We start from the raw sequence: 22,953 nt of genomic DNA on the forward strand, positions 1-22,953 counted from the left end.
ATGGACATGATCCGCATCTCGACCGCCGCCGCTCTGGCCGCCGTGTCGCTGGCCGCCTGCAATCCGGCGCCCGAGGCCGAGGCCGACGGAGGAACCGCCGCCCCGTCCTCGCGCACCCTCGCAGCCGAGCTGAGGTCCGTCGACCAGCTGAACACGCTCGAAGGCATTCTCGGCAACTCGGGACTCGAGCGCGTGCTCGACGGCGTAGGCCCGTACACCGTCTTCGCGCCGGTGGACGCCGCCTTCACCGGCGCCTCCGCCTTCGACTTCCGCGACGACGCGGAGAAAGCCCAGGCCGCCGCCCTGCTGCGCTCGCATATGGTGCCCGGGTCCGTGACCCGCGCGGACGTCTCGGCGGCGCTCGGCCGGGCCCAGGACGGCAAGGTCGAAATGCGGACGCTGGACAACGGCCTGATCACCTTCACGCGTGAGGGCGAAACGATCGTGGCGACGCTGGAAGACGGCGGTCGTGGAGTGCTGACGGGCGAGGAGGTCGTCGCCTCCAACGGCGTCGTCCAGCCCATCGACGGCGTGCTGCTGAAGGCGCCCGCCGCCTGATCCGTCAGGCGGCGCCGGCCATGTAGTCGTAGACGTCGGCCGCGCGCGTCACCGTGATCGAGATCCGGTCTTCGCTGATCGAGATCTCGCCACGGGCGACGGGATGATTGTTGGCCAGAATCCAGACCTCGTCGTGCTCGGAGGCGTCCAGCGGGATCACCGCGCCGCGCCCCATCTTCAGCAGCTGGGCCATGGGCAGCACGGATCGCCCCAGCACGACCGAGATCTCCACGTCGACGGCTTCGATCTGGCTCATGGGGGACGCGAACTCGTACTGGTTGGCGGCGACAGGGTGTTGCATGGCGCTCCGACGCCCCACATTGCTGCGGCCATGCTTTCCCAGTCCTTAAATTCCGGCGATTCGCGGCTGCTTCGCGCCGACGGCGCCGCGGTGGAATGGGTCGTCTCGCCGGGACGCGTCGATCACCCCCAGGCCGTCGCGGAAATGGAAGCCCGCGTCGCCGCCATCGCCGGGGGGCGCGCCCCGGAGCGCGTCTGGCTGCTGGAGCATCCCCCGCTCTACACGGCCGGCGTGACCTCGCGGGAAGAGGACCTCCTCGACCCCCGCTTCCCCGTCCACCGCACCGGTCGCGGCGGACAGTTCACCTATCACGGGCCCGGCCAGCGGGTGGCCTACGTCATGCTGGACCTGAACGCGCGCGGCCGCGACGTGCGCGCCTTCGTGCGTGGCCTGGAGCGGTGGCTGATCGGCGCCCTGGACCGCTTCGGGGTCGAGGCCGGCGTCAGGGATGGCCGCGTAGGCGTGTGGGTCGAAAGGAAGGGCCCCGGCTGGTCGCGTGAGGACAAGATCGCGGCCATCGGCGTGAAGGTCCGCAAATGGGTCAGCTTCCACGGCGTCAGCCTGAACGTCGAACCGGACCTGACGCATTTCGGCGGCATCGTGCCTTGCGGCATCACCGAGCACGGCGTGACCAGCCTGGTCGACCTCGGCGTGGCGGCCACGATGGACGAGGCTGACGGGGCGCTGAGGACGTCGTTCCAGGAGGTGTTCGGTCCCGTACAGATTGTGCCGGCGCGGTGACTTGGCCTTGTGCGACTGCTAGCCTCCGCGCGTGAAGATCAGTCCCGTCCATGCGGCCCTGCGCGACGCCACGGCAGGCCGGCACGCCCGTCTGGAGGTCGACGCCGACGTCGAGGCGCGCCTTCGCGACCCGGCGCGGCGCGGCGACGCCGTCGCCGGCCTGCACGCCTTTCACGCCGAGGCGGACCGGAAGACCGCCCGCTTCGCCGCGGGGCTGATGATGGGCGGTCGTGAACCCGCCCTGGCCTCCGCTCTCGACGTTCTTCAGACGCCCGCCCGCCCCGCCACGGTCGGCGAGGCGACGGGCGACCTCTCGGTCGCCTTGGGCTGGACGTATGTCGCCGAAGGTTCGGCGCTGGGCGGTCGGGTCATGCGCAAGGCCATGATCCGCGACGGCGTCGATCTGACCGGCCTTGATTTTCTGGATCCTCACGGCGACGCCACGGGACCGCGGTGGCTCCGGTTCCTCGACCATATGGACGCCGCGGTCTCTGACGGCCGCGCCGACCTCGACGCCGTCGTGGAGGCCGCCGCCGAAGCTTTCGATCGCGCGCGCGCCGCGCTCGTCCCCTTTGCCTCAGAGAGCCGTGCCCCGTGACCGACATCGAGCCCGAGGCCCACGCCGCGCTCAACGACTGCGACCGTGAGCCCATCCATGTGCCGGAAGCCATCCAGCCCCACGGCCTGCTGTTCCTGCTCGACCGGGACCACCTCCGGGTCGTCCGCGAGGCGGGACGGATGGAGGCGCTGACGGGTCGTTCCTCATGGCTCGGACGGACCGCCAATGAGATCGTGGGCGACACGCTGGCTCAGAGGCTCAAGGCCGTCGCCAGCGTCGAGGAGGGTTTCGCAGGCCGCTGGCGCGCCGCGAACGGACTGGACTACGACGTCATCGTCCGACCGAACGCCGCCGGTCTGGTGCTGGAGATCGAGCAGAGCAGTCAGGGCGCGCAGCTGGGCGTGGAGCTGATCAGCCGTCTGGATGCGGCCGCCGCCGCCCTCGAGCGCGCCGTCACCGTCCGGGACGTATGCGAGCGGGCGGCCCAGACATTCCGCGGCCTGACCGGCTACGATCGCATCATGATCTACCGCTTCCTCGACGACGCCGCGGGTCAGGTCATCGCCGAAAGCCGATCCCCCGAGGTCGACAGTTTCGACAACCACCACTTTCCGGCGACCGACATCCCGCGGCAGGCCCGGGCCCTCTACGTGCGCAATCCTGTCCGGGTCATCCCGGATTCCCACTACGAGCCCCAGCCGCTGCTTCCCGCAGCGGACGAACCTCTGGACATGAGCGACTGCGGCCTGCGCAGCGTCTCACCGGTCCATCTTCAATATCTGCGCAACATGGGCGTCCGCGCGTCCGCCTCGGTTTCGATCATCGTCGACGGGGAGTTGTGGGGCCTCGTCGCCTGTCATTCCTCCCGACCGCAGATCCTGCCGCTGGAACAGCGCATGGCCGCGACCAATCTCGCGCGGTCCCTGGCCCGCCAGATCAAGGCCAAGAGCGACGCCGAGCTCTACCGGGAGCGCACGCGCCTCCGGCAGCTCGAGCACGAGCTGGTCGGCCGCATCCCCGCCGACCGACCGCTGGCCGACAGCCTCGCCGCGAACGGGCGCGATCTGGCCGACCTGGTCGATGCGGACGGGGTCGCCGTCGTCGGGCCGGACGGCGTCGCCCGCTTCGGGGTCACGCCCGCCGATTCCGCCGTGGCCGAACTGGCCGCCTGGGTCTCCGAACAGCCGAGCCTCCGACCGTTGGCCACCCACGTGCTGGCGCAGCGTCATCCCCCTGCGGCGCAATGGACCACCGAGGCCAGCGGGCTGCTGGCCGTGCGGCTTCCGGGCGAGCAGCCGCTGACCCTGCTCTGGTTCCGGGCCGAGATCGTCGAGACCGTCCGCTGGGCGGGCAATCCGGCGACGGCGATCAAGGACGGCCCCTCCGGCCTGCTGACGCCGCGCGCCAGCTTCGAGGGCTGGTCCGAGACCGTGCGCGGCCGATCGCGCCGCTGGACGCCCGCCCAGATCGAGTCCGTCGGCCGTCTGCGCGACGCCCTGCTCGACGTGGCCGCCGTGGGACAGCTGCGCAGCCTGAACCGTTCGCTGCAGGCGTCGCTGACCGAGCGGGATCTGCGGCTCGAGCAGCAGGGCTTCCTCGTCCGCGAGGTGAATCATCGGGTTCAGAACAGCCTGACGCTGGTGTCTTCCTTCCTCGGGCTGCAGGCCCGGCATGCCGACCCGGCGGCCGCCGAGCAGCTCAACGAGGCCCGCCGTCGCGTCCGTGCCGTCAGCATGGTGCACAGCCGACTGTACCGCGCCGAAACTGGCGCCAGCGTCGTTATGGCCCGCTACTTCGCCGAACTGATCGAGGATCTCGGCGGCTCCATGGGCGCCGACTGGCAGGCCCGCATGACGTCGGATCTGGCGCCGCTGATGATGGACGCCGGCCGGGCCGTCACCGTCGGCCTGATCCTGACCGAGCTGATCATCAACGCCCAGAAGTACGCGTATGACGGGCGGCCGGGCCCGATCCACGTCAATCTCGAGGAGGATCCCGACGTCTTCCGGCTGACGGTCGAGGATCAGGGCAAGGGCGGCCACGCGGTCGGCGGCGGCTTCGGCTCGCTGATGATCCAGAGCCTGGTCGGCCAGCTTGGCGGCGAACTGACCTACCGCGACGCCTCGCCGGGGCTGCGCGTCGTGCTCAAGGCGCCGATCGGCGGCTGACGAACACGCCTGCGACGGGCGCCAGCGTCGCCACGCCCAGCATCGCCGCGCCCAGCCCGTCCCACGCGCCGTCCCACAGCAGCGCCCCGACAAGGCCGATCAGGCTGACCCCCGCGATGACCGCAGGCCACAGGAAGGTGCGCGGCGCGCCGTGACGGGCGGGGCTCACGCCGGCTTCCTCCGCCGGGGCCACCACAGGTACAGACCGGAGCCCAGCACCACTATCGTCGCCACGTCCAGCAAGGCCCAGACGATCTTCAGGCCCAGCCCGCCATAGTCGCCGAAGTGCAGCGGCTGCGACAGCGACAGGGTCGACACGTACCACGGCGGCCGCGCCACCGCCGTCAGCTCGCCCGTCCGCGCGTCGATCAGGGCCGGCGTGATCAGATGTTCCGTCACCGGCGTGTCCCCATGGAAGAAGACGGCATAGTGCCGGTCGGTGGTGTAATCGGTGCCGGGAAAGGCCACGAACTGCAGCGTCTGGCCGGGCAGGGCGGCCTGCGCGTCGCGCACCGCCTGATCCAGCGAGGCCCGGTTGGCCGGATCGAACGGCCGCGTGTCCTCGCCGTCCACCAGCGCCATCAGCGCCGTGTCCTTCCAGTGCGTCGTGATCGGCACGGCCAGGGTGTTGACGATGCCCGTCACGCCCACCACCAGCACCCACGCCACCGTGACGATGCCCAGAAGATTGTGCCAGTCCAGCCAGCGCGTCCGCGCCGCCTTCTCACGCCGCACCGTGCCGAACTCCATGCGCCGCATGAAGGGCGCGTACAGGACCACGCCCGACGCGACGGCGATGACCATCAGCAGGCCCATCCCGCCGAGGAACAGCATGCCCGGCAGGCCCAGAAACATGTCGGTGTGCAGCTGCAGCAGGAATTCCACCAGCGGGTGGCCGGCCACCGGCGGCGCGACCTCGCCGCTGGTCGCGTCGATGGGCTGGAAATTATAGGTCCCGGCCGGCGCGTCCGGCGCCCGGCTGGTGACGTTCACCACCGGCCGCTCGACGTCGAAGCTCATGAAGGCCGGCACGTCGCCCGGATGGTTCGCCAGCGCCCTGTCCAGCACGGCGTCCAGGCTGATGCGCTCGCGTCCCGCAGGCTCCCAGTCCTGCTGCAGCAGGGCGTCGTTGATCTCGTGGCTGAACACCAGCGGCAGACCGGTGACGCACAGCATCAGCAGAAAGGCGGTCGAGACCAGGCTCGACCACCGATGCGCCCACGCCCAGCCCCGGATCGCCGCCGGCGTCATCCCGGTCAGAACTCCGCCGACAGCTGCACGCTGAACGTCCGCGGCGCGCCCAGCGTCAGGTAGTTGGCGCCCGGATAGCCGCCGACCGCGACCCACTGGTCCTCGTCCATCACGTTCTCGACCCGCGCCCGCAGCGTCAGCGGCTTGCCGGCCGCGTCGAAGCTCCAGCGCGCGCCGGCGTCCAGACGGGTCCAGCTGTCCAGCTCGACGGTGTTGGTCGCGTTCACCTGCTGCGTGCCGGTGTGCACGACGCGGCCCTCGACCGTCAGCCCGGCGACCATCGGCAGGTCCCATTCGACGTTCACGTTGGCCTGGAACTCCGGCACGCCGATCGCGGTGTTCCCGTCCAGTGTCCCGCCCGCCGTGCGCCGCAGCTCGGCGTCGATCAGCGTCCACCCGCCTAGGATGCGCAGGCCGTCGCGCGGCTCTCCGAACCACGTCACCTCCAGCCCCTGGTTGCGCTGCTCGCCGTTCGTGCCGAACACGCCGCCCTCGACGAAGGCGCTGGGCAGGGTGGTGGAGAACAGGCTGACCGTCCCGCCGAACCGGCCGACGTCGTACTTGAACCCGACCTCCGCCTGCTCGCCGCGGAACGGCGACAGCACTTCGCCGGCGTTGGTCACCGGCACGCCGCCGCTGGTCGCCGGGGCGATCTGGCCGGGGATCAGCGCTTCGGCATAGTTGGCGTAGATCGAGATCCAGTCGTTGGGCTTGTAGACCGCGGCGAACGCCGGCGTGACCGCGTCCCCGTCGTAGGCCGAGCCCAGGGCGCCGGTGTTGTAGTCATAGGTGCGCGTGCGGATGTCCTGCCAGCGCGCGCCCGCCGTCAGCAGCAGCCGCCCCTCCATCAGCGTGACCATGTCCGCCACCGCGAACGAGGAGTTCCGCACCCGCTCCGTGACCAGCGGCGCGTCCAGATCGCCGCCGACGAAGAAGGTCGCCGCCGGGGGCGCCACGTCGACCGGGTCGTACAGATTCGACGCGAAGCCCGCGAAGTTCGAGAAGGCATAGGCGTTGCGCGACTTCGACATGACCGACGAGGCCGAGGCCACCAGACGGTGCTCCACCGATCCGGTGGTCACGTCCGCGCGCACGCCGACGTCGCCCGACCACACCGTGTCCTCGCGCGAATTGTCGAAGCGATAGGCCGACAGCGTGCCGTCCGGCTGCGCCGTCGGATTGGCCAGCACGTTGGCTTCGCGGCCGTCCCGTCCACCGATCGCGGCCCAGGCGGTGACGTCGGGGGCCAGATCGAACTCGCCGCGCGCCGCCCCGAACAGCTGGCGCTCGTCGGTGTAGGTCCACGGCTGGGCGAAGTTGCCGTTCGCGTCCGGCGGGGTCGGCACGGCGCCGGCCGGCGTCACGGTGGGGCGCGGCGCGTCGATGCGGTGATCCTGGAAGCCCAGATCGGCCGAAAACCGCGCTCCGGCGCCCCGGCGATCCACGCCCAGCCCGACGACGTCCAGAGTCCGCTCCTGCCGGTCGATCGACGACTCGCCGTCACGCCGCACCAGGTTAAGCCGCAGGCCCCAGTCCCGCTCTGCGCCGAAGCGGCGAGACACGTCGGCCGCCCCGTACAGCTCGCCGCCGCCTTCGACGCCGGCGGTCAGGCGCGTCAGGTCGGCGCCCGCGCGCTTGGGAACCAGATTGAACGCGCCCCCCACGCCCGACCCGCCCGGCGCCGCGCCGTTCAGGAAGGCCGTGGCGCCGCGGAACACCTCGACCCGCTCCAGCAGCTCGGCGGCCACGAACTGGCGCGGCAGCACGCCGTACAGACCGTTGTAGGTCATGTCGTCCGAGTACACGGGGAAGCCGCGCACCACATACAGCTCCTGGAAGTTGCCGAAGCCCTTGGTCACGCGCACCACCGGATCGTTCTGCAGCACGTCGCCGACGCTCCGCGCCTGCTGGTTCCGTGCCAGCTCCTCGGTGTAGTTCGCCGTGGCGAACGGCGTGTCCATCACGTCCAGCGCGCCGAACAGGCCTACGCGCCCGCCCGTCGCCACCTGCCCGCCGGCATAGGCGGGGCTGATCGCCACCTGCGACCCGGTGACGATCACGTCGTCGACGCGCGTCTCCTGCTCTTGGGCCGCGGCGGGCAGGGCGCAGATCAGGGTCAGGGCGGTGGAGGCGAGCAGCAGCGGGAAGAGGCGCACGGGCGGGCATTCCAGTTTGAAAATAAGAATGCGTCGCAATATGTGTGCAGGCGCCGCTTGTAAACGGCCTGACACGACTTCGCGCCTAAAAACGCCGAGCCTGATGAACGGGCACGTGACGGCCGCGTGGATCAGGCCTTGGGAGACGGCCCGAACCGGTTCGGGCCCGGCGTGCCGTCCAGGAATCCGAACACGACCAGGGTCCCGAGCGAGATCGTGAGATTCAGCAGCGCCAATCCGGCAAAGGTCAGGGCCATGCTCTGGTCCGACTCGGACGGCACGGGGAAAAGCTGGAGTGCGGCGGCGTATCCAAACGACCAGACCAGCACCGCGATGGCCACCACCGCGCCCAGGTTCCGGTCGTGGCCGCGCTTGATGTACACCGCAGCCCAAGGCCAGATGAGCAGCAAGCTGACCCCGAGGTTCAGCAGTCCGGCCCGTGGCTCCGCCATCGCCAGCCAAGCCGCCCATCCCCCCGTGACGATGGAATAGTTCGGTCCCAGGAGCGCGTATCTCAGAACGTCGCCGGCCACGAAGCTTACGATCGCCAGCCCGATGCTCAGCAGCCACCAGTCGCGCCGCCGCAAGCGGCCTTCAAACGAAAAAAGCTTCTGTGCGAGCGTCATCCGTCACTTCCCGAAGATGCTGTCCGGATACCAGCTCGGCCGCTCGTCGGCATTGGCGACGCGAAGCGCCAGCGCCGTGATGAAGTCGTGCAGCCGGATCTCGTCCGCCACCCGCAGCGGCGTGGTGTCCACCTCGTCCGACGGCTTGTGGTAGTGGGTCTCGTTGAACGTCCGGATGGTCGCGGCCTCCGGAGTGTTCGCCGCGAAGCCGAACTTGAACGCCACCGCCGGAATGCCGGCGGCGATGAACGAATACTGGTCCGAGCGGATGAAGCGGTTCTCGGCCGGGAAGGGATCGGGCGTCAGCGGCAGGCCCATCGCCTCGCTCACCGCCTTCGCATGGTCGCCGAACGTGCTCTCGGTCGCCCCCAGCACGTTCACGCCCGTCAGAGGAATGATCGGCAAGGCCATGTCGTAGTTCAGGTTTCCGACAATGCTCTCGCGCGGCACCGTGGGATTGGCGACGAAGGCCTTCGACCCCAGCAGCCCCTTCTCCTCGCCCGTGACGATGACGAACAGCACCGACCGGCGGGGCCTTGCCGCGATCAACTGCTCGGCGATGTCCAGCTGCGCCGCGACGCCCGAGGCGTTGTCCAGGGCCCCGTTGTAGATGCCGTCGCCGTCGACCGGCTCGCCCACGCCATAGCCGTCCAGGTGCGAGGTCATGACCACGTACTCGTCCGCCAGATCCGGGTCCGATCCGGGCAGCAGGCCGACGACGTTGGGCGAGATCACCGATGTGCCCGTGGCCGCGAACCGGCCGCCCAGCCGCGCGTCCAGCGCGAACGACGTCTGTCGCGCCCCGGCGCGCGCGTCGGCGGTGATCTGCTCCAGCGACTTCGGCGCGCCGCCGAACAGGCCGGCGACCTGATCGGGGTGCAGCATCACCTCCAGGAAGGGGGCCGCCGACGGGTCCTCGGCGAAGAAGCCCGGCTCGGCGGCCGCGTCGGTGACGTTGCCCCAGAACGCCGGATTGTTCTGTGGAGGCACAAGGGTGATCGCCCCGACGACGCCCCGGGCCTTCAGGTTCGCCGTCCGCTGGGCCCGCGCGTGCGTCAGGCTCAGGCTCGGCATGCCCGTCGGCGCGCCGTTGACGAACACGGCGATCTTGCCCGTCAGATCGACCCCGTCGAGGTCGCTGTAGCCGGACGACGGCATGTGAAGGCCATAGCCCACGAACACCAGCTCCGCGTCGATCGTCGCCGGCAGCGGACCGTCCGGCCAGACCACGGCGTCCGTCGGCAGGGCCAGAGTCCTCGTCGCACTTCCCGTCGTCAGGCTCAGGCTCGTGGCGCCCGCGTCCAGCGTCTGCTCGATGAACCGGACCGGCTGGTACCAGGTCCCGTCCACCCCCGCGGGCTTCAGCCCAAGCGCCTCCATTTCGGAGACCACGTAGGCGGCAGCGCGGTCATACCCCGGCGTCCCCACCTCGCGCCCCTCCATCCCGTCGCCGGAGATGACCGCGATCCGCTCCATCCAGCGCGCGCCCCGGTCGGCGGTCTGCGCCAGCACGGGCGAGGACAGGGCCGCCAGCGACAGGGCGGCGGCGGAGACGGCGAGTATGCGGCGCATGAGGACTCCTTCAGGCTTCGCCGCCAGTCAGCACGACAAGGCGGGGAAGGGGAAGCCCGTCAGGCGAACTCCACCAGCACGTCGTCCGCCGCCACGGGGTCGCCGGCCCTGGCCGAGACCGCCTTCACGGTCCCGTCGCGCTCGGCCTTGAGGATGTTCTGCATCTTCATGGCCTCGATGATGGCCACGGTCTCGCCGGCCTTGACCTCCTGACCGACGGCGACGGGCACCGCGACGACCAGACCCGGCATGGGGCTCAGCACCAGCTTCGACGTGTCCGCCGCCTGCTTCTCCGGCAGGCGGGCGTAAAGCTCCGCAACGCGCGGGGTCAGGACCCGCACCCGGGCCCGCGCGGCGCCCGAGCGGATCGAGAAGCCGTCAGGCACGCGGGCCACCTCGGCGGTAAAGGGCACGTCGTCCAGCACAGCCCGGAACTGGCCCAGTCCCGGCCGCCAGTCGATGTCCGACAGCCGCAGCGACCGGTCCTCGCCCGCCAGCTCCAGCGTCAGGGCCTCCTCGTCGTCGTATCCCAGCGAGACGCCGTGCGCTTCGCGGTCGATCAGCACGATCCAGTCGGTGCGGTCGGACGGATCGCCGGCCTGTTCGGCCAGGATCTCGTTCATCGCTGTGGCGGCGGCGATCATCACGTCCCGGCGGCCGCGGTCGGGGGCCAGGCCGTGGAAGCCGTCCGGGAACTCGTCCTTGATGTAGCTGGTCGACAGCTGGCCCGACCGGAACCGCTCCTGCTCCATGACCGCGGCGAGGAAGGGCACGTTGTGGCCCAGCCCCGCCAGATGCGTGTCCTCCAGCGCCCGCGCCATGCCGTCGATGGCGCCCTCGCGCGTGGGGGCCCAGGCGCACAGCTTGGCGATCATGGGGTCGTAGAACATGCTGATCTCGTCGCCCTCCCGGACGCCGGAATCGTTGCGGACCACGTAACCGTCGCGCTCGCCTTCCTCGGGCTGCTCGTACCGGACCAGCCGCCCGATCGACGGCAGGAAGCCGCGATAGGGGTCCTCGGCATAGATGCGGCTCTCGATGGCCCAGCCGTCGATCCTCAGGTCCTTCTGCGCGAAGGCCAGTTTCTCGCCCCATGCCGACCGGATCATCTGCTCCACCAGATCGACCCCGGTGATCAGCTCCGTCACCGGATGTTCGACCTGAAGACGCGTGTTCATCTCGAGGAAATAAAAAGACTTGTCCTGCCCGGCGACGAACTCGACCGTGCCCGCGCTGTCGTAGTTCACGGCCCTTGCCAAGGCCACGGCCTGCGCCCCCATGGCCATCCGGGTGGCGTCGTCCAGCAGGGGCGAGGGGGCCTCCTCGATCACCTTCTGGTTCCGCCGCTGGATCGAGCACTCGCGCTCGAACAGGTGGACGACGTTGCCGTGCTTGTCGCCCAGCACCTGGATCTCGATGTGCCGCGGATCGACGATGAACTTCTCCAGGAACACGCGGTCGTCGCCGAAGGCCGCCATCGCCTCCGCCTTCACGGCGGCGAAGCCCTCGGCCATGTCGGCGTCGCCCTCGGCCACGCGGATGCCCTTGCCGCCCCCGCCGGCCGACGCCTTGATCATCACCGGATAGCCGATCTCACGGGCGATCTTCACCGCCTCTTCCGGCGTCTCGATCAGACCCATGTGTCCCGGCACCGTCGACACGCCCGCTTCGGCGGCGAACTTCTTCGACGTGATCTTGTCGCCCATGGCCTCGATGGCCTCGGGGTTCGGGCCGATGAAGGCGATGCCTTCGTCACGCAGCCGGCGCGCGAAGCCGGCGTTCTCGCTCAGGAAGCCGAAGCCGGGATGCACCGCCTCGGCGCCCGTCGCCCTGACCGCCTCGATGATCCGGTCCGCGAGCAGATAGGACTGCGCCGCCGGCGCCGGCCCGATCAGCACCGCCTCGTCGGCCATCTCCACCGCCAGCGAGCCGGCGTCCGCCTCCGAGTAAACCTGCACGGTCGCGATGCCCATCTTCCGGCAGGTCTTGATGATGCGCACCGCGATCTCGCCGCGGTTGGCGATCAGGATCTTCTTGAACATGGGCTGAAAACGCCGGTCGCTGGGCTGAAATGATTGTGATCGTCCGGCCCCGATTAGGCCGCGAGCGGCTGCGAGTAAACCGGATCGGGCTCGCCCGAGCGGCGTCCGGGCTTGGCAAGCCCGATCGCTGACGCTTTAACGTCGCCCGCGCTTCTTCCCCCGGCTTGAACGGTTTCCCGGAGTTCCCGATGTCCCTTCGCCTGCTGACCGCCGCGTCCGCCCTCGTCATGACCCTGAGCGCCGCCGCGGCCCACGCGCAGGACTTCCGCGCTCTGGCCCAGCAGGATCTGGCCAGGGCCGAGGAGGAAATCCGCCAGAACCATCCGGCCCTCACCACGCCCGGCGTCGCCAGCGACGCCTTCCGCGCCTGGCTGGACGGGGGTCTGGCCCAGGCCCAGGGCTTCACCGGCCGCGTCAACTCCGGCGACAGCCACGCCTACCTGATGCGCTACTACGCCAACGGCTTCCGCGACCCCAGCGTCCGCATCGACCCGACCTTCGACCTGCTGGGGCCCTACTTCGCCACCTCGTGGGCGGGCGTGACCACCGGCTGGCGCGACGGCAAGTACGTCGTCACCCACGTCCAGCCGGGAACCCGCCGCGCGCCGCAGGTCGGCTCGGTCGTCACCGAGTGCAACGGCATTCCGATCGAGGAATTCGCCAAGCAGAAGCTGGACCTGTGGGAAGGCGACCTGAACACCGAGGCCGGCCGCGTCTACTCCGCGCCGTACCTGCTGTGGAACCGCAACAATCCGTTCACGCGCGGCGTGCCCCAGACCTGCAAGTTCCAGCAGGGCCGCGGCCGTCCGCGGGACGTCACGCTCGAGATTCAGCCGGTCAGCCCGCCGGCGATGGAGGCCGCCTATCGCGCCACCGTCTTCATGCCGGGCGCCCAGCCCCTGGCCGTCGAGGACGCCGGCGGCCGCCCCTGGATCCGCGTCAACACCCTGGCCGACGAGGCCGACTGGCGCACCTTCAACGCCCAGCTCGAGGGCGCGGTCGAAAGCCTGCGCGGCCCCACCGGCTTCGTGCTGGATCTGCGCGCCGCCAGCCAAGACGAATACACCTCGCTGCGTCGCGCCTACGGCGTCGCCAACCGCATCTGGTCGCCTGAATACACCGTCAGCCGCCAGCCGGCCGCCGAATCGATCACCTACCGCGCCACCGCCGACAACCGCGCCTGGTTCGCCGACACGCTCGGCCGGATGGAAGGCGACGCCGCCTTCGCCGCGGAAAACCCCACCGTGATCGAGGAGACGCGCGCCGTCGTGGCCGCCTTCGACGCCGCCCTGGCGGCCGGTCAGGACACCTTCAGCCTGCAGGGCCGTCCGGCCCCGGCCGACACCGGCGCCGCCAACCCGGTTCAGGGTCCGGTCGTCGTCCTGGTCGACCAGGGCTGCGCCGGCGCCTGCCTGGATTTGCTGGACCTCCTGGTGCAGCTGCCGAACGTCCGCATCGTCGGCACGCCGACCTCGGGCGGTTCCATCTTCGTGGAGCCGACCACCCTGCGCCTGCCGTCGAACTACGCGGACCTGGAATACGGTCACAAGGCGTGGACCGGACGCTCGCGGGGCCACCTGCAGCCCGTCACGCCGACCGTCGCCTACACCGGCAACCCGGCCGACGAGGCCGCGGTCAAGGCCTGGGTCGCCTCGCTGTTTTAAGCCTTTCCTGAGCGACGGGCGTCGCCGGCGGGGCCGGGAGGGGGTGAAACCTCTTCCGGCCCTTCCCATTTCAGGGTCATGACCACGTCCGCCTCCGGCTTCGACCTCACCCCGCCCTCCGACGGCCAGCGCGTGGCGCTGGAAGCCGACCTGTCCGGCGAGGAGAAGCGCGTCCTGCTGGCCCACGGCACCGAGGCGCCCTTCTGCGGCGTCCTGCTGGGGGAGAAGCGCCCGGGCGTCTTCTGCTGCCGCGAATGCGGCCTGCCGCTGTTCCGCGCGGGCACGAAGTTTGAAAGCGGCACCGGCTGGCCCAGCTTCACCCAGCCGGTCGACGAGGCCCACGTGCGCGCCGTCGAGGACCGCAGCTACGGCATGGTGCGGGTCGAGACCCGCTGCGCCCGCTGCGATTCGCATCAGGGGCACGTCTTCCCCGACGGCCCGCCTCCCACCGGCCTCCGCTACTGCATCAACTCGGTGGCGCTGACGTTCGTGCCCGAGGGACAGCCGCTGCCGGACCCCTTGGGCCGCGGCGACGGCGTCGCCTGACCTTGGCCGCAATCGAGGCTAGTCTGGCCGGCGAACCGGAGACGCCCCGATGCTGATCGCCGCCCTGGCCCTGCTGCTGGACCCGACCGGACGTCCCCAGGATCCGCCGCCGCCCCCCGATCCCGTGGTCCGCATCGACCCGCAGATCCAGGCGTGGCTCGATCGCAGTCCTTCCCGCGGCGACGCCGCGCCCGGTCCGGTCTGGGACGAGAGCCGCACGTTCGGCGAGGTTTCGGTGGCGGTGGGAACCGGCGGCTACCGGTCCTGGGGCGGCTCCCTGTCCACGCCGGTGGGCCGCGGCGGCCGCCTGACGCTGCATTACATGGACTCGGAGGGCGAGCGTCGCAGTCCGTACGACTACGGCCGCGGCTACGACCCGACCTATTGGGGAGGAGGGCTCAGCGCCGACGACCGGCCCCTGCGCGGGTCCGATCGCCGGCTCGAGAGTGGTGCCGCCGGGCAGGATTGAACTGCCGACCTCAGCCTTACCAAGGATGCGCTCTACCACTGAGCTACGGCGGCGGAAACCTGAGGAAGCGGCCGTATAGCGAAGCGGCCGGGCGGGGGGAAGCCCTCAATTGGGTCGATTTGCGATCCGTAATCGGCGAGGCTGGCGACCATGTCTCAGGATGACGCGCGCGCCGCGCCCACGCCGCCGAAACCCGTCCTCACGGAGCGCGAAGCCCGCCTCGCCCAGGCCCTGCGCGCCAACCTTCGTCGCCGCAAGGTCTCGGCGGGGTCGGCGCCTGAAAGCGACGGCAACGGAAGTTCATCCTGATCGGCCGCCCGCCGCCCTTTCGCGGCGCACCACGCTCGCGCTAGAGAGACCGACCGGCCGGGCGTGATCCCGGCGCGACAGGATCGACATGGACCGCATCGCCATCCAGGGCGGCGCCCGGCTGAACGGAAGCATTCCGGTCAGCGGCGCCAAGAACTCCGCGCTCAAGCTGATGGCCGCGTCGATCCTGACCGACCAGCCGCTGCGCCTGACGAACATGCCCCGTCTGGCCGACACCAAATTCCTCGGCCGCCTGCTGCAGGCGCTGGGCGTCGAGGTCACCGAGAGCGGCGACGGCGCGGACCAGCAGACCCTGTTCCACGCGCGCGAGATCACCTCGACCTTCGCGCCGTATGATCTGGTCCGCCAGATGCGGGCCAGCTTCAACGTGCTGGGCCCGCTGCTGGCGCGCACCGGCCACGCCCGCGTCTCGCTGCCGGGCGGCTGCACCATCGGCGCGCGTCCCGTCGATCTCCATCTGGACGCGCTCAGCCGTCTGGGCGCGGCCATCCAGCTGGAGGAGGGGTACGTCTCCGCCGTCGCCCCCGGCGGCCTGCGGGGCGCCGAGATCGAGTTTCCGTTCGTCTCCGTCGGGGCCACGGAGCACGCCATGCTCGCGGCGGTGATGGCGCAGGGCACGACGGTGCTCCGTCGCGCGGCCATGGAGCCCGAGATCGGCGATCTGGCCCGCTGCCTGACGGCCATGGGCGCGAAGATCGAGGGCGTCGACACGGACGTCCTGACCATCACCGGCGTGACGTCGCTGGGCGGCGCGGACTGGCCGGTCATCCCCGACCGCATCGAGATGGGCAGCTTCGCCGTCGCGGCGGCCATGGCGGGCGGCGACGTGCGCCTGACGCGCGCCCGCGCCGACCTGATGACGGCCCTGTCGGACAAGATGATCCAGGCCGGGGTCGAGGTCACGCCCACCGACGACGGCGTGCGGGTCCGGCGCGATCCGGCCGTCCGGCTGCGCGCCGTGGACGTCGAGACCGAGGTCTATCCCGGCTTCGCCACCGACCTGCAGGCCCAGTTCATGACGCTGATGACCCTGGCCGAGGGCGAAAGCCGCATCCGTGAGACCATCTTCGAGAACCGCTTCATGCACGCCCCGGAGCTCAGTCGCCTGGGCGCCGACATCCACGTCCACGCCGGCGAGGCGGTGGTGAAGGGCGTCGATCATCTGATCGGCGCGCCGGTCATGGCCACCGACCTGCGCGCCTCCGTCAGTCTCGTGATCGCCGGACTGGCGGCCGAGGGCAGGACGGTGGTCGACCGCGTCTATCATCTGGATCGCGGCTTCGAGCGGCTGGAAGAGAAGCTCACCGCCTGCGGCGCGACGATCACCCGGTTGAAGGAGGGCGAATGACCGAAGCGCCCGCGCCCGAACCGCTGCGCCTTCTGGCCCACGACGAGGATGACCTGCAGATCATTTCCGCGGCCCTCCAGGACGCCATCCTGCGGCCACGCGACGTCGTGTGGGAAAAAGCCGCCCGCCGACTGACGGTGACGCTCAGTCGCTTCTGCTGGGAATGCGGCGGCACGCGGGTCCTGTCGGCCCTGCAGCTCGGCGACGTGCAGGCGGTGCGCAGCCGACAGCTCCCCCGCGGCCCGGACGCCGCGCTGGAACTGCTGGCCCTCCATTTCGTGCCCGGCGAGGCGCCGGGCGGACAGGTCCTGCTGATGTTCGCGGGCGGAGGCGACCTGTCGGTCCAGGTCGAGTGTCTCGACGCCGTCGTCGCCGATCTGACGCCCCGCTGGAAGGCCCAGGCCCTGCCGGCCCATCCGGCGGCGGACGACGCCGCCGAAGGGCCGGAGCCCCGGCCGTGACCGATCACCGTCTGGCCTCCGTGGATCTCGACGCCGACAGCCTCGGGCCGGCCACCGCCGAAATGGAGCATGAGCGTCGTGTCGCCATCTTCGATCTGGTGGAAAAGAACCACTTCGTCCCGGCCGGGGCCTCCGGCGGACCCTACGCCCTGAAGCTTTCGACCCTGGACGGCCGGCTGGTGCTCGACGTGTCGGGGCCGGACTACGCCCGCGCCCACGGCCTTTCCCTGACCCCGCTGAAAGGGGTCATCCGCGACTACGCCCGCATCTGCGACAGTTATTACGAGGCGCTGCGCGGCACCTCGCCCCAGCAGATCGAGGCCGTCGACATGGGCCGCCGGGGTCTGCATAACGAGGGCGCCGAAGCGCTCAAGGCCCGTCTCGACGGCAAGATCGAGATCGACCACGAAACGGCGCGGCGCCTGTTCACTCTCGTGTGCGCCCTGTTCCGCCGGGCGTGAGGCGCGGGCCGCGCCTCGACTTTCCCGCCGTAATCGTGCATACGCCCGCGCCTTGAAGCGCGGTCCGCCCGACGCGCCGCATGTACCCCGGGCGAGAGAGGCCGCATGGCTAAGGAAGAACTGCTCGAGTTTCCCGGCGTGGTCAGCGAACTGCTGCCCAATGCCACGTTCCGCGTGCTGCTCGAGGGGAATGACCACGAGATCATCGCCCACACGGCGGGCAAGATGCGCAAGAACCGCATTCGCGTGCTGGCCGGGGACAAGGTGCTGGTCGAGATGACGCCCTACGACCTGACCAAGGGCCGCATCACCTACCGCTTCAAGTAAGGGTCACGCCCTTGCGCCCCCTGCTGGTCCTCGCTTCGGCCAGCCCGCGCCGGCTGGAGCTGCTGGCCCAGATCGGCGTCGTGCCCGATCGCGTCGATCCCGCCGACGTCGACGAGACTCCGCAGAAATCAGAGACGCCGCCCCGACTGGCCGAACGGCTGGCGCGTTCCAAGGCGCGCGTGGTCGCCGACCGCGCGCCCGAGGCCGTCGTCCTGGCCGCCGACACCGTGGTGGCCGTCGGTCGCCGTCTGCTGGAAAAGCCTGCCGACGCGGCGGAAGCCGAACGGTTTCTGCGTCTGCTTTCGGGCCGCAATCACCGCGTCTTCACCGGCGTCGCCGTGGCGCGCGGCGAGCGCCTGTCGACCCGCGTGGTCGAGACGCGCGTGTCCCTCAAGCCGCTGAGCGACGGCGAGATCGTCCGCTACCTCGCCACCGGCGACTGGCGCGGCAAGGCCGGCGGCTATGCCATCCAGGGGCCCGCGGGCGCCTTCGTCCGTCGCATCGTCGGCAGCCACCCGGCCGTGATGGGCCTGCCCCTGTATGAGACGATGCAACTTCTGACCGGCGTCGGCTGGACGCGCCCGTGAGCGACGTCGAGGCCTGGCTGGACGAGACGCCGGGCGAGACTCGCGGCTGCGTCGCCCGCGAAGGCCGTTTCATCCACCTGCTGATCGACCGCGAGGGCACGCCGCCGCAGCATCGCCTCGGCGCCCGTGTCGTCGGGCGGGTCATCGAGCGCGCACGCGGCCTTGACGCCGCCTTCGTCGACCTCGGCTGCGACGGACCTCACGGCTTCCTTCCCGGCAAGGCCGGCGCCGTCGGCGAACGGCTGGAGCTCGAGGTGGTCGCCGAGCCGCGCGAGGCCAAGGGTCCGACCCTCCGTCGCCTGGGCGCGGGGGAGGGGGCTCCGCGCCTTCTGGCGCCCGGCCCGACCGTCCGCGACCTGCTCGCGGCCGCGGCGCCCGGCGTCGCGCCGGTCGAAGGGGCGGACGCGATCCACGCCGTCATGGAGGCCGAGCAGGAGGCCCTGTCTGACCGCGTCGTGGTGGGCGACCTCGGGCTCGACCTCGTCGTTCAGCGCACCCGCGCCCTGATCGCCGTCGATCTGGATCTGTCCGCCGACGCGCCCCGCGCCGCGCGCGACCGCGCGAATCGCCGGGGACTGGCCGAGGCCGCCCGTCTCATCGGACTGAAAGGGTGGGCCGGTCTGGTCGTCGTCGACCTGATCGGCGGGGCCCAGGACGGCGAAAGGATCATGGCCGCCGCGCGCGCGGCCTTCGACGGTCCGCAGGTCGCCTTCGGGCCCCTCAGCCGGTTCGGCCTGCTGCAGCTCAGTCTGCCATGGTCCCGGACGCCGGTGGAGGAGGCGCTGCGGCGCGACGGACCCGCCCTGCGCGGCGCGCTGGCGGGCGTGCGGGCGCTTCGACTCGCCCTTCTCCAGGACCGGGCCGCCCCGCGGCTGGAGCTGCACCTGTCTCCGGAAGAGGCGTCCGTCGCGGCTCCGCTGGTGGCGCGGCTCGGACCTCGCGCCGTCCTGCGCCCGGATGCGGACCGCGCCCCCGGCGCCCATATGGTCGCCGAGGACCGATCATGAGCGACTGCCCCATCTGCCGCCGCGCGCCGGCGGACCCGAAATACCGCCCCTTCTGCTCGCGCCGGTGCGCCGACGTGGACCTGCAGCGTTGGCTGGGCGGGGTCTACGCCGTCCCCGGCGAGCCCGTGGAAGAGGCCGCCCCGACGGAGTCGCCGGAGGACTGAAATCACGCGCTGGACAAGCCCGCCGGGCCTCGCTACAGACCCCGCTCCCCGCGCGGATCGCCCGGGCCTGGGTAGCTCAGTTGGTAGAGCAGCGGATTGAAAATCCGCGTGTCGGTGGTTCGAATCCGCCCCCAGGCACCACCCCTCCCGTCGTCGCCTCCGCGGTTCCGTTCACCATCACGAAATTGTCGCTTTCTGCGACCACCGTTCGGCCTGAACCGCCGTCCTCCCGTGCCGGGAGAAAAGCGGGAACGCGGTCTTGACGGGCTGTTATGGCTTCGTCAAAGCAGCTTGGCCCTGACCGGCCCGGATCGAGCCCCGCTCGGACGGCAACCGGTTACGGTCGGACGCGTTGCAACCTTGGCCGAAGGCGAGGGGAACGACGCTCAGGTTTCACGGAACGCCGGATTTCCGGGGTTTCATTGGTTTTCACGGGTCAGACCAACGCAGGAACTGGCGAAAAATGCTCGATAGCAAGAAGACGAACATCCTCCTCGCCATGGCCGGCGCCGCCGCCCTCATGGCGGCCACGCCCGCGCTGGCCCAGGACCCCGCCGCTCCGGCTCCGGCCACGGGCGCCGCCGCGACCGCCACGCCGGCCGCTCCGCCGACCACGGCTCCGGCGACCGACGCCGCCGCCACCACCACCGCGGAAGATCCGGCCGAGCCGGGCGCCGTCGGCGGCGAACAACATGGCAAGCTGACCGTCGTCGGCATGTTCATGGAAGCCGACATCGTCGTTAAGGTCGTGATGATCGGCCTGCTGCTGGCCTCGGTCTTCTCGTGGGCCCTGCTGCTTATCAAGCTGTTCGAGTTCGGCGCGCTGAACTCCAAGACCGACCGCTTCCTCGAAGCGTTCCGCGGCGCCCGCACCATCGCCGACATGCGCCGCATCGCCACCTCGGACGAGTTCGAGGGCAACCCCTTCGCCGACATGGCCGCCGCGGCAACCGAGGAGATCGAGCTGTCGCGTTCGGCCGGCCTCAGCGTCGCCGGCGACCACCGCGACTCGGCCCTGACGCGCGCCTCGGCCGCCGTGGCCGCCGTCCAGTCGGGTCTGTCGAAGCGCCTGTCGGGCGGTCAGCAGTTCCTCGCCTCGGTCGGCTCGACCGGTCCGTTCATCGGTCTGTTCGGCACCGTGTACGGGATCATGAACTCGTTCATCGGCATCGCGAACACCAACACGACCAACCTGGCCGTCGTCGCCCCCGGCATCGCCGAGGCCCTGCTGGCCACTGGCATCGGTCTGTTCGCGGCCATCCCGGCGGTTATCTTCTACAACTACTTCAACACCCGCATCGCTTCGTACGGCACCCGCTCGGACGGCTTCCAGGCTGAACTGCTGAACGCCATCTCGCGTCAGCTCGACAAGGGGGCGTAATCGGCATGGCCGCCAAACTTTCAGGCGGTGGGGGCGGCAAGTACCAGATCGAACAGAACAGCGAGATCAACGTCACGCCGTTCGTCGACATCATGCTGGTGCTGCTGATCATCTTCATGGTGGCGGCTCCGCTCGCCACCGTGTCGGTGGAGGTCGCGCTGCCCAAGGCCGTCGCCAAGCCTGCCCAGAACCCGCCGAAGCCGGTCTACATCTCCATCCAGGAGAACGGGAACGTCTACATCGGCGACTTCCGGACCAGCGTCGGCGAACTGGGCACGGAGCTGCAGACGCAGCTCCCGAACCGGAACCCGGCGGACGAGCGGATCTTCATCCGCGCCGACCAGCAGACCCGCTACGGCGACTTCATGCAGGTCATGAACGCGCTGCAGGACAACGGATTCTACTCCGTGGCCCTGGTGGGCGAAGACGCGAACGAGCAGTGAGGGGAGCAAGGACAGCACCATGACCGACACTCCCGTCACGCCACGCCGCAATCCGCTGCTGGATCCGCCGAAGTCCAAGGGCTTCCTGGGCGTGCCCCTGCCGGTCCTGATCGGCATCGGCATCTTCATCCTGGCGCTCCACGCTCTGATGTTCGCCTGGCTGGCGGCGCAGAAGTTCAAGCTCAAGGAGTTCAACTACGTCGACGAGTCCGTCGAGGTGGAGCTCATCGAGCCGGTTCCTCCGCCGCCTCCGCCGCCGCCTCCGCCGCCTCCGCCGCCGGACACGCCTCCGCCGCCGAAGCTGCAGATCCGCGAGCCGGTGCTCAACACCCAGGCCCCGCCGCCGCCGGTGACGATCAACATCGAGCCGACCAAGAAGGAAGACCGCGTCGAATACACCGCGCCGCCGGTCATCGTTCCCGGTCCGCCGCCGCCGCCGGCCCCGCCGGCTCCGGCCCGCCCGTCGGTGATCACCAACCCGCAGTGGTCGCGTCGTCCGACCCCGACCGAGCGGGACATTCCGGACCGCGCCCTCCAGTCGGGCACCAGCGGCCAGGCTTCGGTTCGCTGCACGGTTCCGAGCAGCGGGCGTCCGACCAACTGCCAGGTCGTGTCGGAAAGCCCGTCGGGATACGGCTTCGGACGCGCCGCCGTCCGCATCGTGGAACGCGGCCAGCTGTCGCCGCGGACCGTCGACGGCGCAGCGGAGAACGCCTCGATCGTGGTCAATGTGCCGTTCCGCATCGCGGAGCAGTGACCCGATCCGACTGACGTCGATGAACGCCCCGCGGTTCGCGCCGCGGGGCGTTTTTCTTTGCCCGCCGTCCGCGCGAACCACCTTCGCCGTTCCGCGTTTCTCCCGGGTTCAGAATCCACTGGGAGAGCCGCCATGCGCCGCCTGTTCCGTCCCGTTCCGATGGCCCTCGCGGCCTGCGCCGCCGCCCTGTCCGTGGGCGCCTGCGCCTACAATGAGGCGCTGGGCCGCAACCAGCTGCTGATCGTCGACGACTCGGCCCTTCAGCAGCAGGCCGACGCCGCCTGGGCCCAGACGCTGCGCACACAGCCCGTGTCCCGCGACGCCGCGCTGAACGCCCGCGTCCGCAACGTCGGCGGCAAGATCGTTCAGGCCGCCGGTCTGACCGGCCGCGGCTGGGAATACGCCGTCTTCGTGTCGGACAAGCCCAACGCCTTCGTCCTGCCGTCCGGCAAGATCGGCGTCACCACCTCCCTTCTGTCGCTGGTCCGCAACGACGACCAGCTGGCCGCCGTGCTCGGCCATGAGGTCGGTCACGTCGTCGCCCAGCACGCGGCCGAGCGCTATTCCTCCACCGCCCTGACCTCCATCGGCATCCAGGCCGCGCAGGGCGTGGCCGGCGACTACGGCCAGGCGGTCGGCGCGCTGGGCGGCTTCGGGGCCCAGCTGGGCGTGCTGCTGCCCTTCTCGCGCCGCGACGAGCTGGAGGCCGATCGTCTCGGCGTCGACTACATGGTCCGCGCCGGTTACCGCGCCTCGGAATCGGTCGCCCTGTGGCGTCTGATGGCGGCCCAGCGCCAGACCGCCACGCCGGAGTTCGCCTCCACCCACCCGTCTGACTCCACCCGCATCGCGGAGCTGGAAGCCTACATCCGCGAGCGCGGCTACGCCTGACGATCGTCGCTTGATCGCGGGGGGGAAGGCCGCTACATCCGCCCCCTCGCGATGTCGCGCCGCCTTAGCTCAGTTGGTTAGAGCGCCGGTTTGTGGAGCCGGAGGTCCTCAGTTCAAGCCTGAGAGGCGGTACCATCCTCCCC

25 protein-coding genes and 3 tRNA genes are annotated in these 22,953 nt (G+C 70.5%); 20 read left to right on the forward strand and 8 right to left on the reverse strand.

The features are described 5' to 3' along the window. A complete protein-coding gene (locus VGR32_RS08880; protein WP_327449862.1) occupies positions 1-558 on the forward strand; it encodes a fasciclin domain-containing protein in 558 nt (185 codons plus the stop codon). Positions 559-562: 4 nt separating this feature from the next. On the opposite strand, the gene VGR32_RS08885 is transcribed toward VGR32_RS08880, so the two are convergent. After that, positions 563-859 carry a FliM/FliN family flagellar motor switch protein gene (locus VGR32_RS08885; protein WP_206426888.1) on the reverse strand — a complete coding sequence of 99 codons (297 nt, stop codon included), beginning with the start codon at positions 857-859 and terminating at the stop codon, positions 563-565. A 30-nt stretch (positions 860-889) separates the two neighbouring features. Here VGR32_RS08885 and lipB point away from each other — a divergent pair, with 30 nt between their 5' ends. The 3 genes from lipB to VGR32_RS08900 are packed head-to-tail and all read left to right on the forward strand — an operon-like array spanning position 890 to position 4,327. Continuing rightward, the gene (gene lipB, locus VGR32_RS08890; protein WP_327449863.1) at positions 890-1,600 is read left to right on the forward strand and encodes a lipoyl(octanoyl) transferase LipB; all 711 of its coding nucleotides are present in this window, start codon (positions 890-892) and stop codon (positions 1,598-1,600) included. Positions 1,601-1,631: 31 nt separating this feature from the next. Beyond that, a complete protein-coding gene (locus tag VGR32_RS08895; RefSeq protein ID WP_327449864.1) occupies positions 1,632-2,198 on the forward strand; it encodes a biliverdin-producing heme oxygenase in 567 nt (188 codons plus the stop codon). Then, on the forward strand, positions 2,195-4,327 hold the full coding sequence (locus tag VGR32_RS08900; protein ID WP_327449865.1) for a histidine kinase dimerization/phosphoacceptor domain -containing protein: 2,133 nt from the start codon (positions 2,195-2,197) through the stop codon (positions 4,325-4,327). The genes VGR32_RS08895 and VGR32_RS08900 overlap by 4 nt, the downstream gene beginning before the upstream one ends. On the opposite strand, the gene VGR32_RS08905 is transcribed toward VGR32_RS08900, so the two are convergent. The 6 genes from VGR32_RS08905 to VGR32_RS08930 form a co-directional block, all read right to left on the reverse strand. Further along, entirely contained in the window at positions 4,305-4,496 is a 192-nt protein-coding gene (locus VGR32_RS08905; protein ID WP_327449866.1) for a hypothetical protein, read from the reverse strand. The two genes, VGR32_RS08900 and VGR32_RS08905, sit on opposite strands and share 23 nt — an antisense overlap. Beyond that, on the reverse strand, positions 4,493-5,578 hold the full coding sequence (locus VGR32_RS08910; RefSeq protein ID WP_327449867.1) for a PepSY domain-containing protein: 1,086 nt from the start codon (positions 5,576-5,578) through the stop codon (positions 4,493-4,495). Before VGR32_RS08910 ends, VGR32_RS08905 begins: the two co-directional genes overlap by 4 nt. Before the next feature lie 5 nt (positions 5,579-5,583). Further along, positions 5,584-7,734, reverse strand: coding sequence for a TonB-dependent receptor (locus VGR32_RS08915; protein WP_327449868.1), 2,151 nt, complete (start codon positions 7,732-7,734; stop codon positions 5,584-5,586). Positions 7,735-7,865: 131 nt separating this feature from the next. After that, positions 7,866-8,360 carry a DUF805 domain-containing protein gene (locus VGR32_RS08920; RefSeq protein WP_327449869.1) on the reverse strand — a complete coding sequence of 165 codons (495 nt, stop codon included), beginning with the start codon at positions 8,358-8,360 and terminating at the stop codon, positions 7,866-7,868. 3 nt (positions 8,361-8,363) lie between these two features. Then, entirely contained in the window at positions 8,364-9,932 is a 1,569-nt protein-coding gene (locus VGR32_RS08925; RefSeq protein ID WP_327449870.1) for a M28 family peptidase, read from the reverse strand. Between the two features lie 59 nt (positions 9,933-9,991). Beyond that, positions 9,992-11,974, reverse strand: coding sequence for an acetyl/propionyl/methylcrotonyl-CoA carboxylase subunit alpha (locus VGR32_RS08930; RefSeq protein WP_327449871.1), 1,983 nt, complete (start codon positions 11,972-11,974; stop codon positions 9,992-9,994). 188 nt (positions 11,975-12,162) lie between these two features. Between VGR32_RS08930 and VGR32_RS08935 the strand changes: the two genes are divergently transcribed. The 3 genes from VGR32_RS08935 to VGR32_RS08945 all read left to right on the forward strand — a co-directional run bounded on the left by VGR32_RS08935 (position 12,163) and on the right by VGR32_RS08945 (position 14,653). Next, the gene (locus VGR32_RS08935) at positions 12,163-13,638 is read left to right on the forward strand and encodes a hypothetical protein (RefSeq protein ID WP_327449872.1); all 1,476 of its coding nucleotides are present in this window, start codon (positions 12,163-12,165) and stop codon (positions 13,636-13,638) included. A gap of 78 nt (positions 13,639-13,716) precedes the next feature. Then, positions 13,717-14,184 (forward strand): peptide-methionine (R)-S-oxide reductase MsrB, encoded by a 468-nt coding sequence (gene msrB, locus VGR32_RS08940; RefSeq protein ID WP_327449873.1) that lies wholly within the window; start codon positions 13,717-13,719, stop codon positions 14,182-14,184. A 49-nt stretch (positions 14,185-14,233) separates the two neighbouring features. After that, entirely contained in the window at positions 14,234-14,653 is a 420-nt protein-coding gene (locus VGR32_RS08945) for a hypothetical protein (protein ID WP_327449874.1), read from the forward strand. On the opposite strand, the gene VGR32_RS08950 is transcribed toward VGR32_RS08945, so the two are convergent. Beyond that, positions 14,632-14,706, reverse strand: a tRNA-Thr gene (locus tag VGR32_RS08950). The two genes, VGR32_RS08945 and VGR32_RS08950, sit on opposite strands and share 22 nt — an antisense overlap. A gap of 344 nt (positions 14,707-15,050) precedes the next feature. Between VGR32_RS08950 and murA the strand changes: the two genes are divergently transcribed. From murA to VGR32_RS09015, 13 genes are all read left to right on the forward strand, one after another. Beyond that, positions 15,051-16,331: a UDP-N-acetylglucosamine 1-carboxyvinyltransferase gene (murA, locus tag VGR32_RS08955; RefSeq protein ID WP_327449875.1), complete on the forward strand. Its 1,281-nt coding sequence runs from the start codon at positions 15,051-15,053 to the stop codon at positions 16,329-16,331. Continuing rightward, positions 16,328-16,792 (forward strand): DUF2948 family protein, encoded by a 465-nt coding sequence (locus VGR32_RS08960; RefSeq protein WP_327449876.1) that lies wholly within the window; start codon positions 16,328-16,330, stop codon positions 16,790-16,792. Before murA ends, VGR32_RS08960 begins: the two co-directional genes overlap by 4 nt. Next, on the forward strand, positions 16,789-17,253 hold the full coding sequence (locus VGR32_RS08965) for a UPF0262 family protein (protein WP_327449877.1): 465 nt from the start codon (positions 16,789-16,791) through the stop codon (positions 17,251-17,253). Before VGR32_RS08960 ends, VGR32_RS08965 begins: the two co-directional genes overlap by 4 nt. Positions 17,254-17,358: 105 nt before the next feature. After that, the gene (gene infA / locus VGR32_RS08970; RefSeq protein WP_013269122.1) at positions 17,359-17,580 is read left to right on the forward strand and encodes a translation initiation factor IF-1; all 222 of its coding nucleotides are present in this window, start codon (positions 17,359-17,361) and stop codon (positions 17,578-17,580) included. Positions 17,581-17,591: 11 nt separating this feature from the next. Continuing rightward, entirely contained in the window at positions 17,592-18,167 is a 576-nt protein-coding gene (locus tag VGR32_RS08975; RefSeq protein WP_327449878.1) for a Maf family protein, read from the forward strand. Further along, complete coding sequence (locus tag VGR32_RS08980; RefSeq protein ID WP_327449879.1) at positions 18,164-19,174, forward strand: RNA-binding protein; 1,011 nt, start codon at positions 18,164-18,166, stop codon at positions 19,172-19,174. The genes VGR32_RS08975 and VGR32_RS08980 overlap by 4 nt, the downstream gene beginning before the upstream one ends. Continuing rightward, positions 19,168-19,338 carry a DNA gyrase inhibitor YacG gene (locus VGR32_RS08985; RefSeq protein ID WP_327449902.1) on the forward strand — a complete coding sequence of 57 codons (171 nt, stop codon included), beginning with the start codon at positions 19,168-19,170 and terminating at the stop codon, positions 19,336-19,338. Before VGR32_RS08980 ends, VGR32_RS08985 begins: the two co-directional genes overlap by 7 nt. Before the next feature lie 65 nt (positions 19,339-19,403). After that, positions 19,404-19,479 (forward strand) — tRNA-Phe (locus VGR32_RS08990). Positions 19,480-19,801: 322 nt separating this feature from the next. Further along, on the forward strand, positions 19,802-20,719 hold the full coding sequence (exbB, locus tag VGR32_RS08995) for a tonB-system energizer ExbB (RefSeq protein WP_327449880.1): 918 nt from the start codon (positions 19,802-19,804) through the stop codon (positions 20,717-20,719). A 5-nt stretch (positions 20,720-20,724) separates the two neighbouring features. Further along, positions 20,725-21,162, forward strand: a complete 438-nt coding sequence (locus tag VGR32_RS09000; protein ID WP_327449881.1) for a biopolymer transporter ExbD — start codon at positions 20,725-20,727, stop codon at positions 21,160-21,162. A 19-nt stretch (positions 21,163-21,181) separates the two neighbouring features. Next, positions 21,182-21,919, forward strand: a complete 738-nt coding sequence (locus VGR32_RS09005; protein ID WP_327449882.1) for an energy transducer TonB — start codon at positions 21,182-21,184, stop codon at positions 21,917-21,919. 132 nt (positions 21,920-22,051) lie between these two features. After that, complete coding sequence (locus tag VGR32_RS09010; protein WP_327449883.1) at positions 22,052-22,810, forward strand: M48 family metallopeptidase; 759 nt, start codon at positions 22,052-22,054, stop codon at positions 22,808-22,810. Between the two features lie 58 nt (positions 22,811-22,868). After that, positions 22,869-22,945 (forward strand) — tRNA-His (locus tag VGR32_RS09015). Positions 22,946-22,953: the final 8 nt, after the last annotated feature.

The organism is Brevundimonas sp. (assembly GCF_035935935.1).
GTDB lineage: Bacteria > Pseudomonadota > Alphaproteobacteria > Caulobacterales > Caulobacteraceae > Brevundimonas.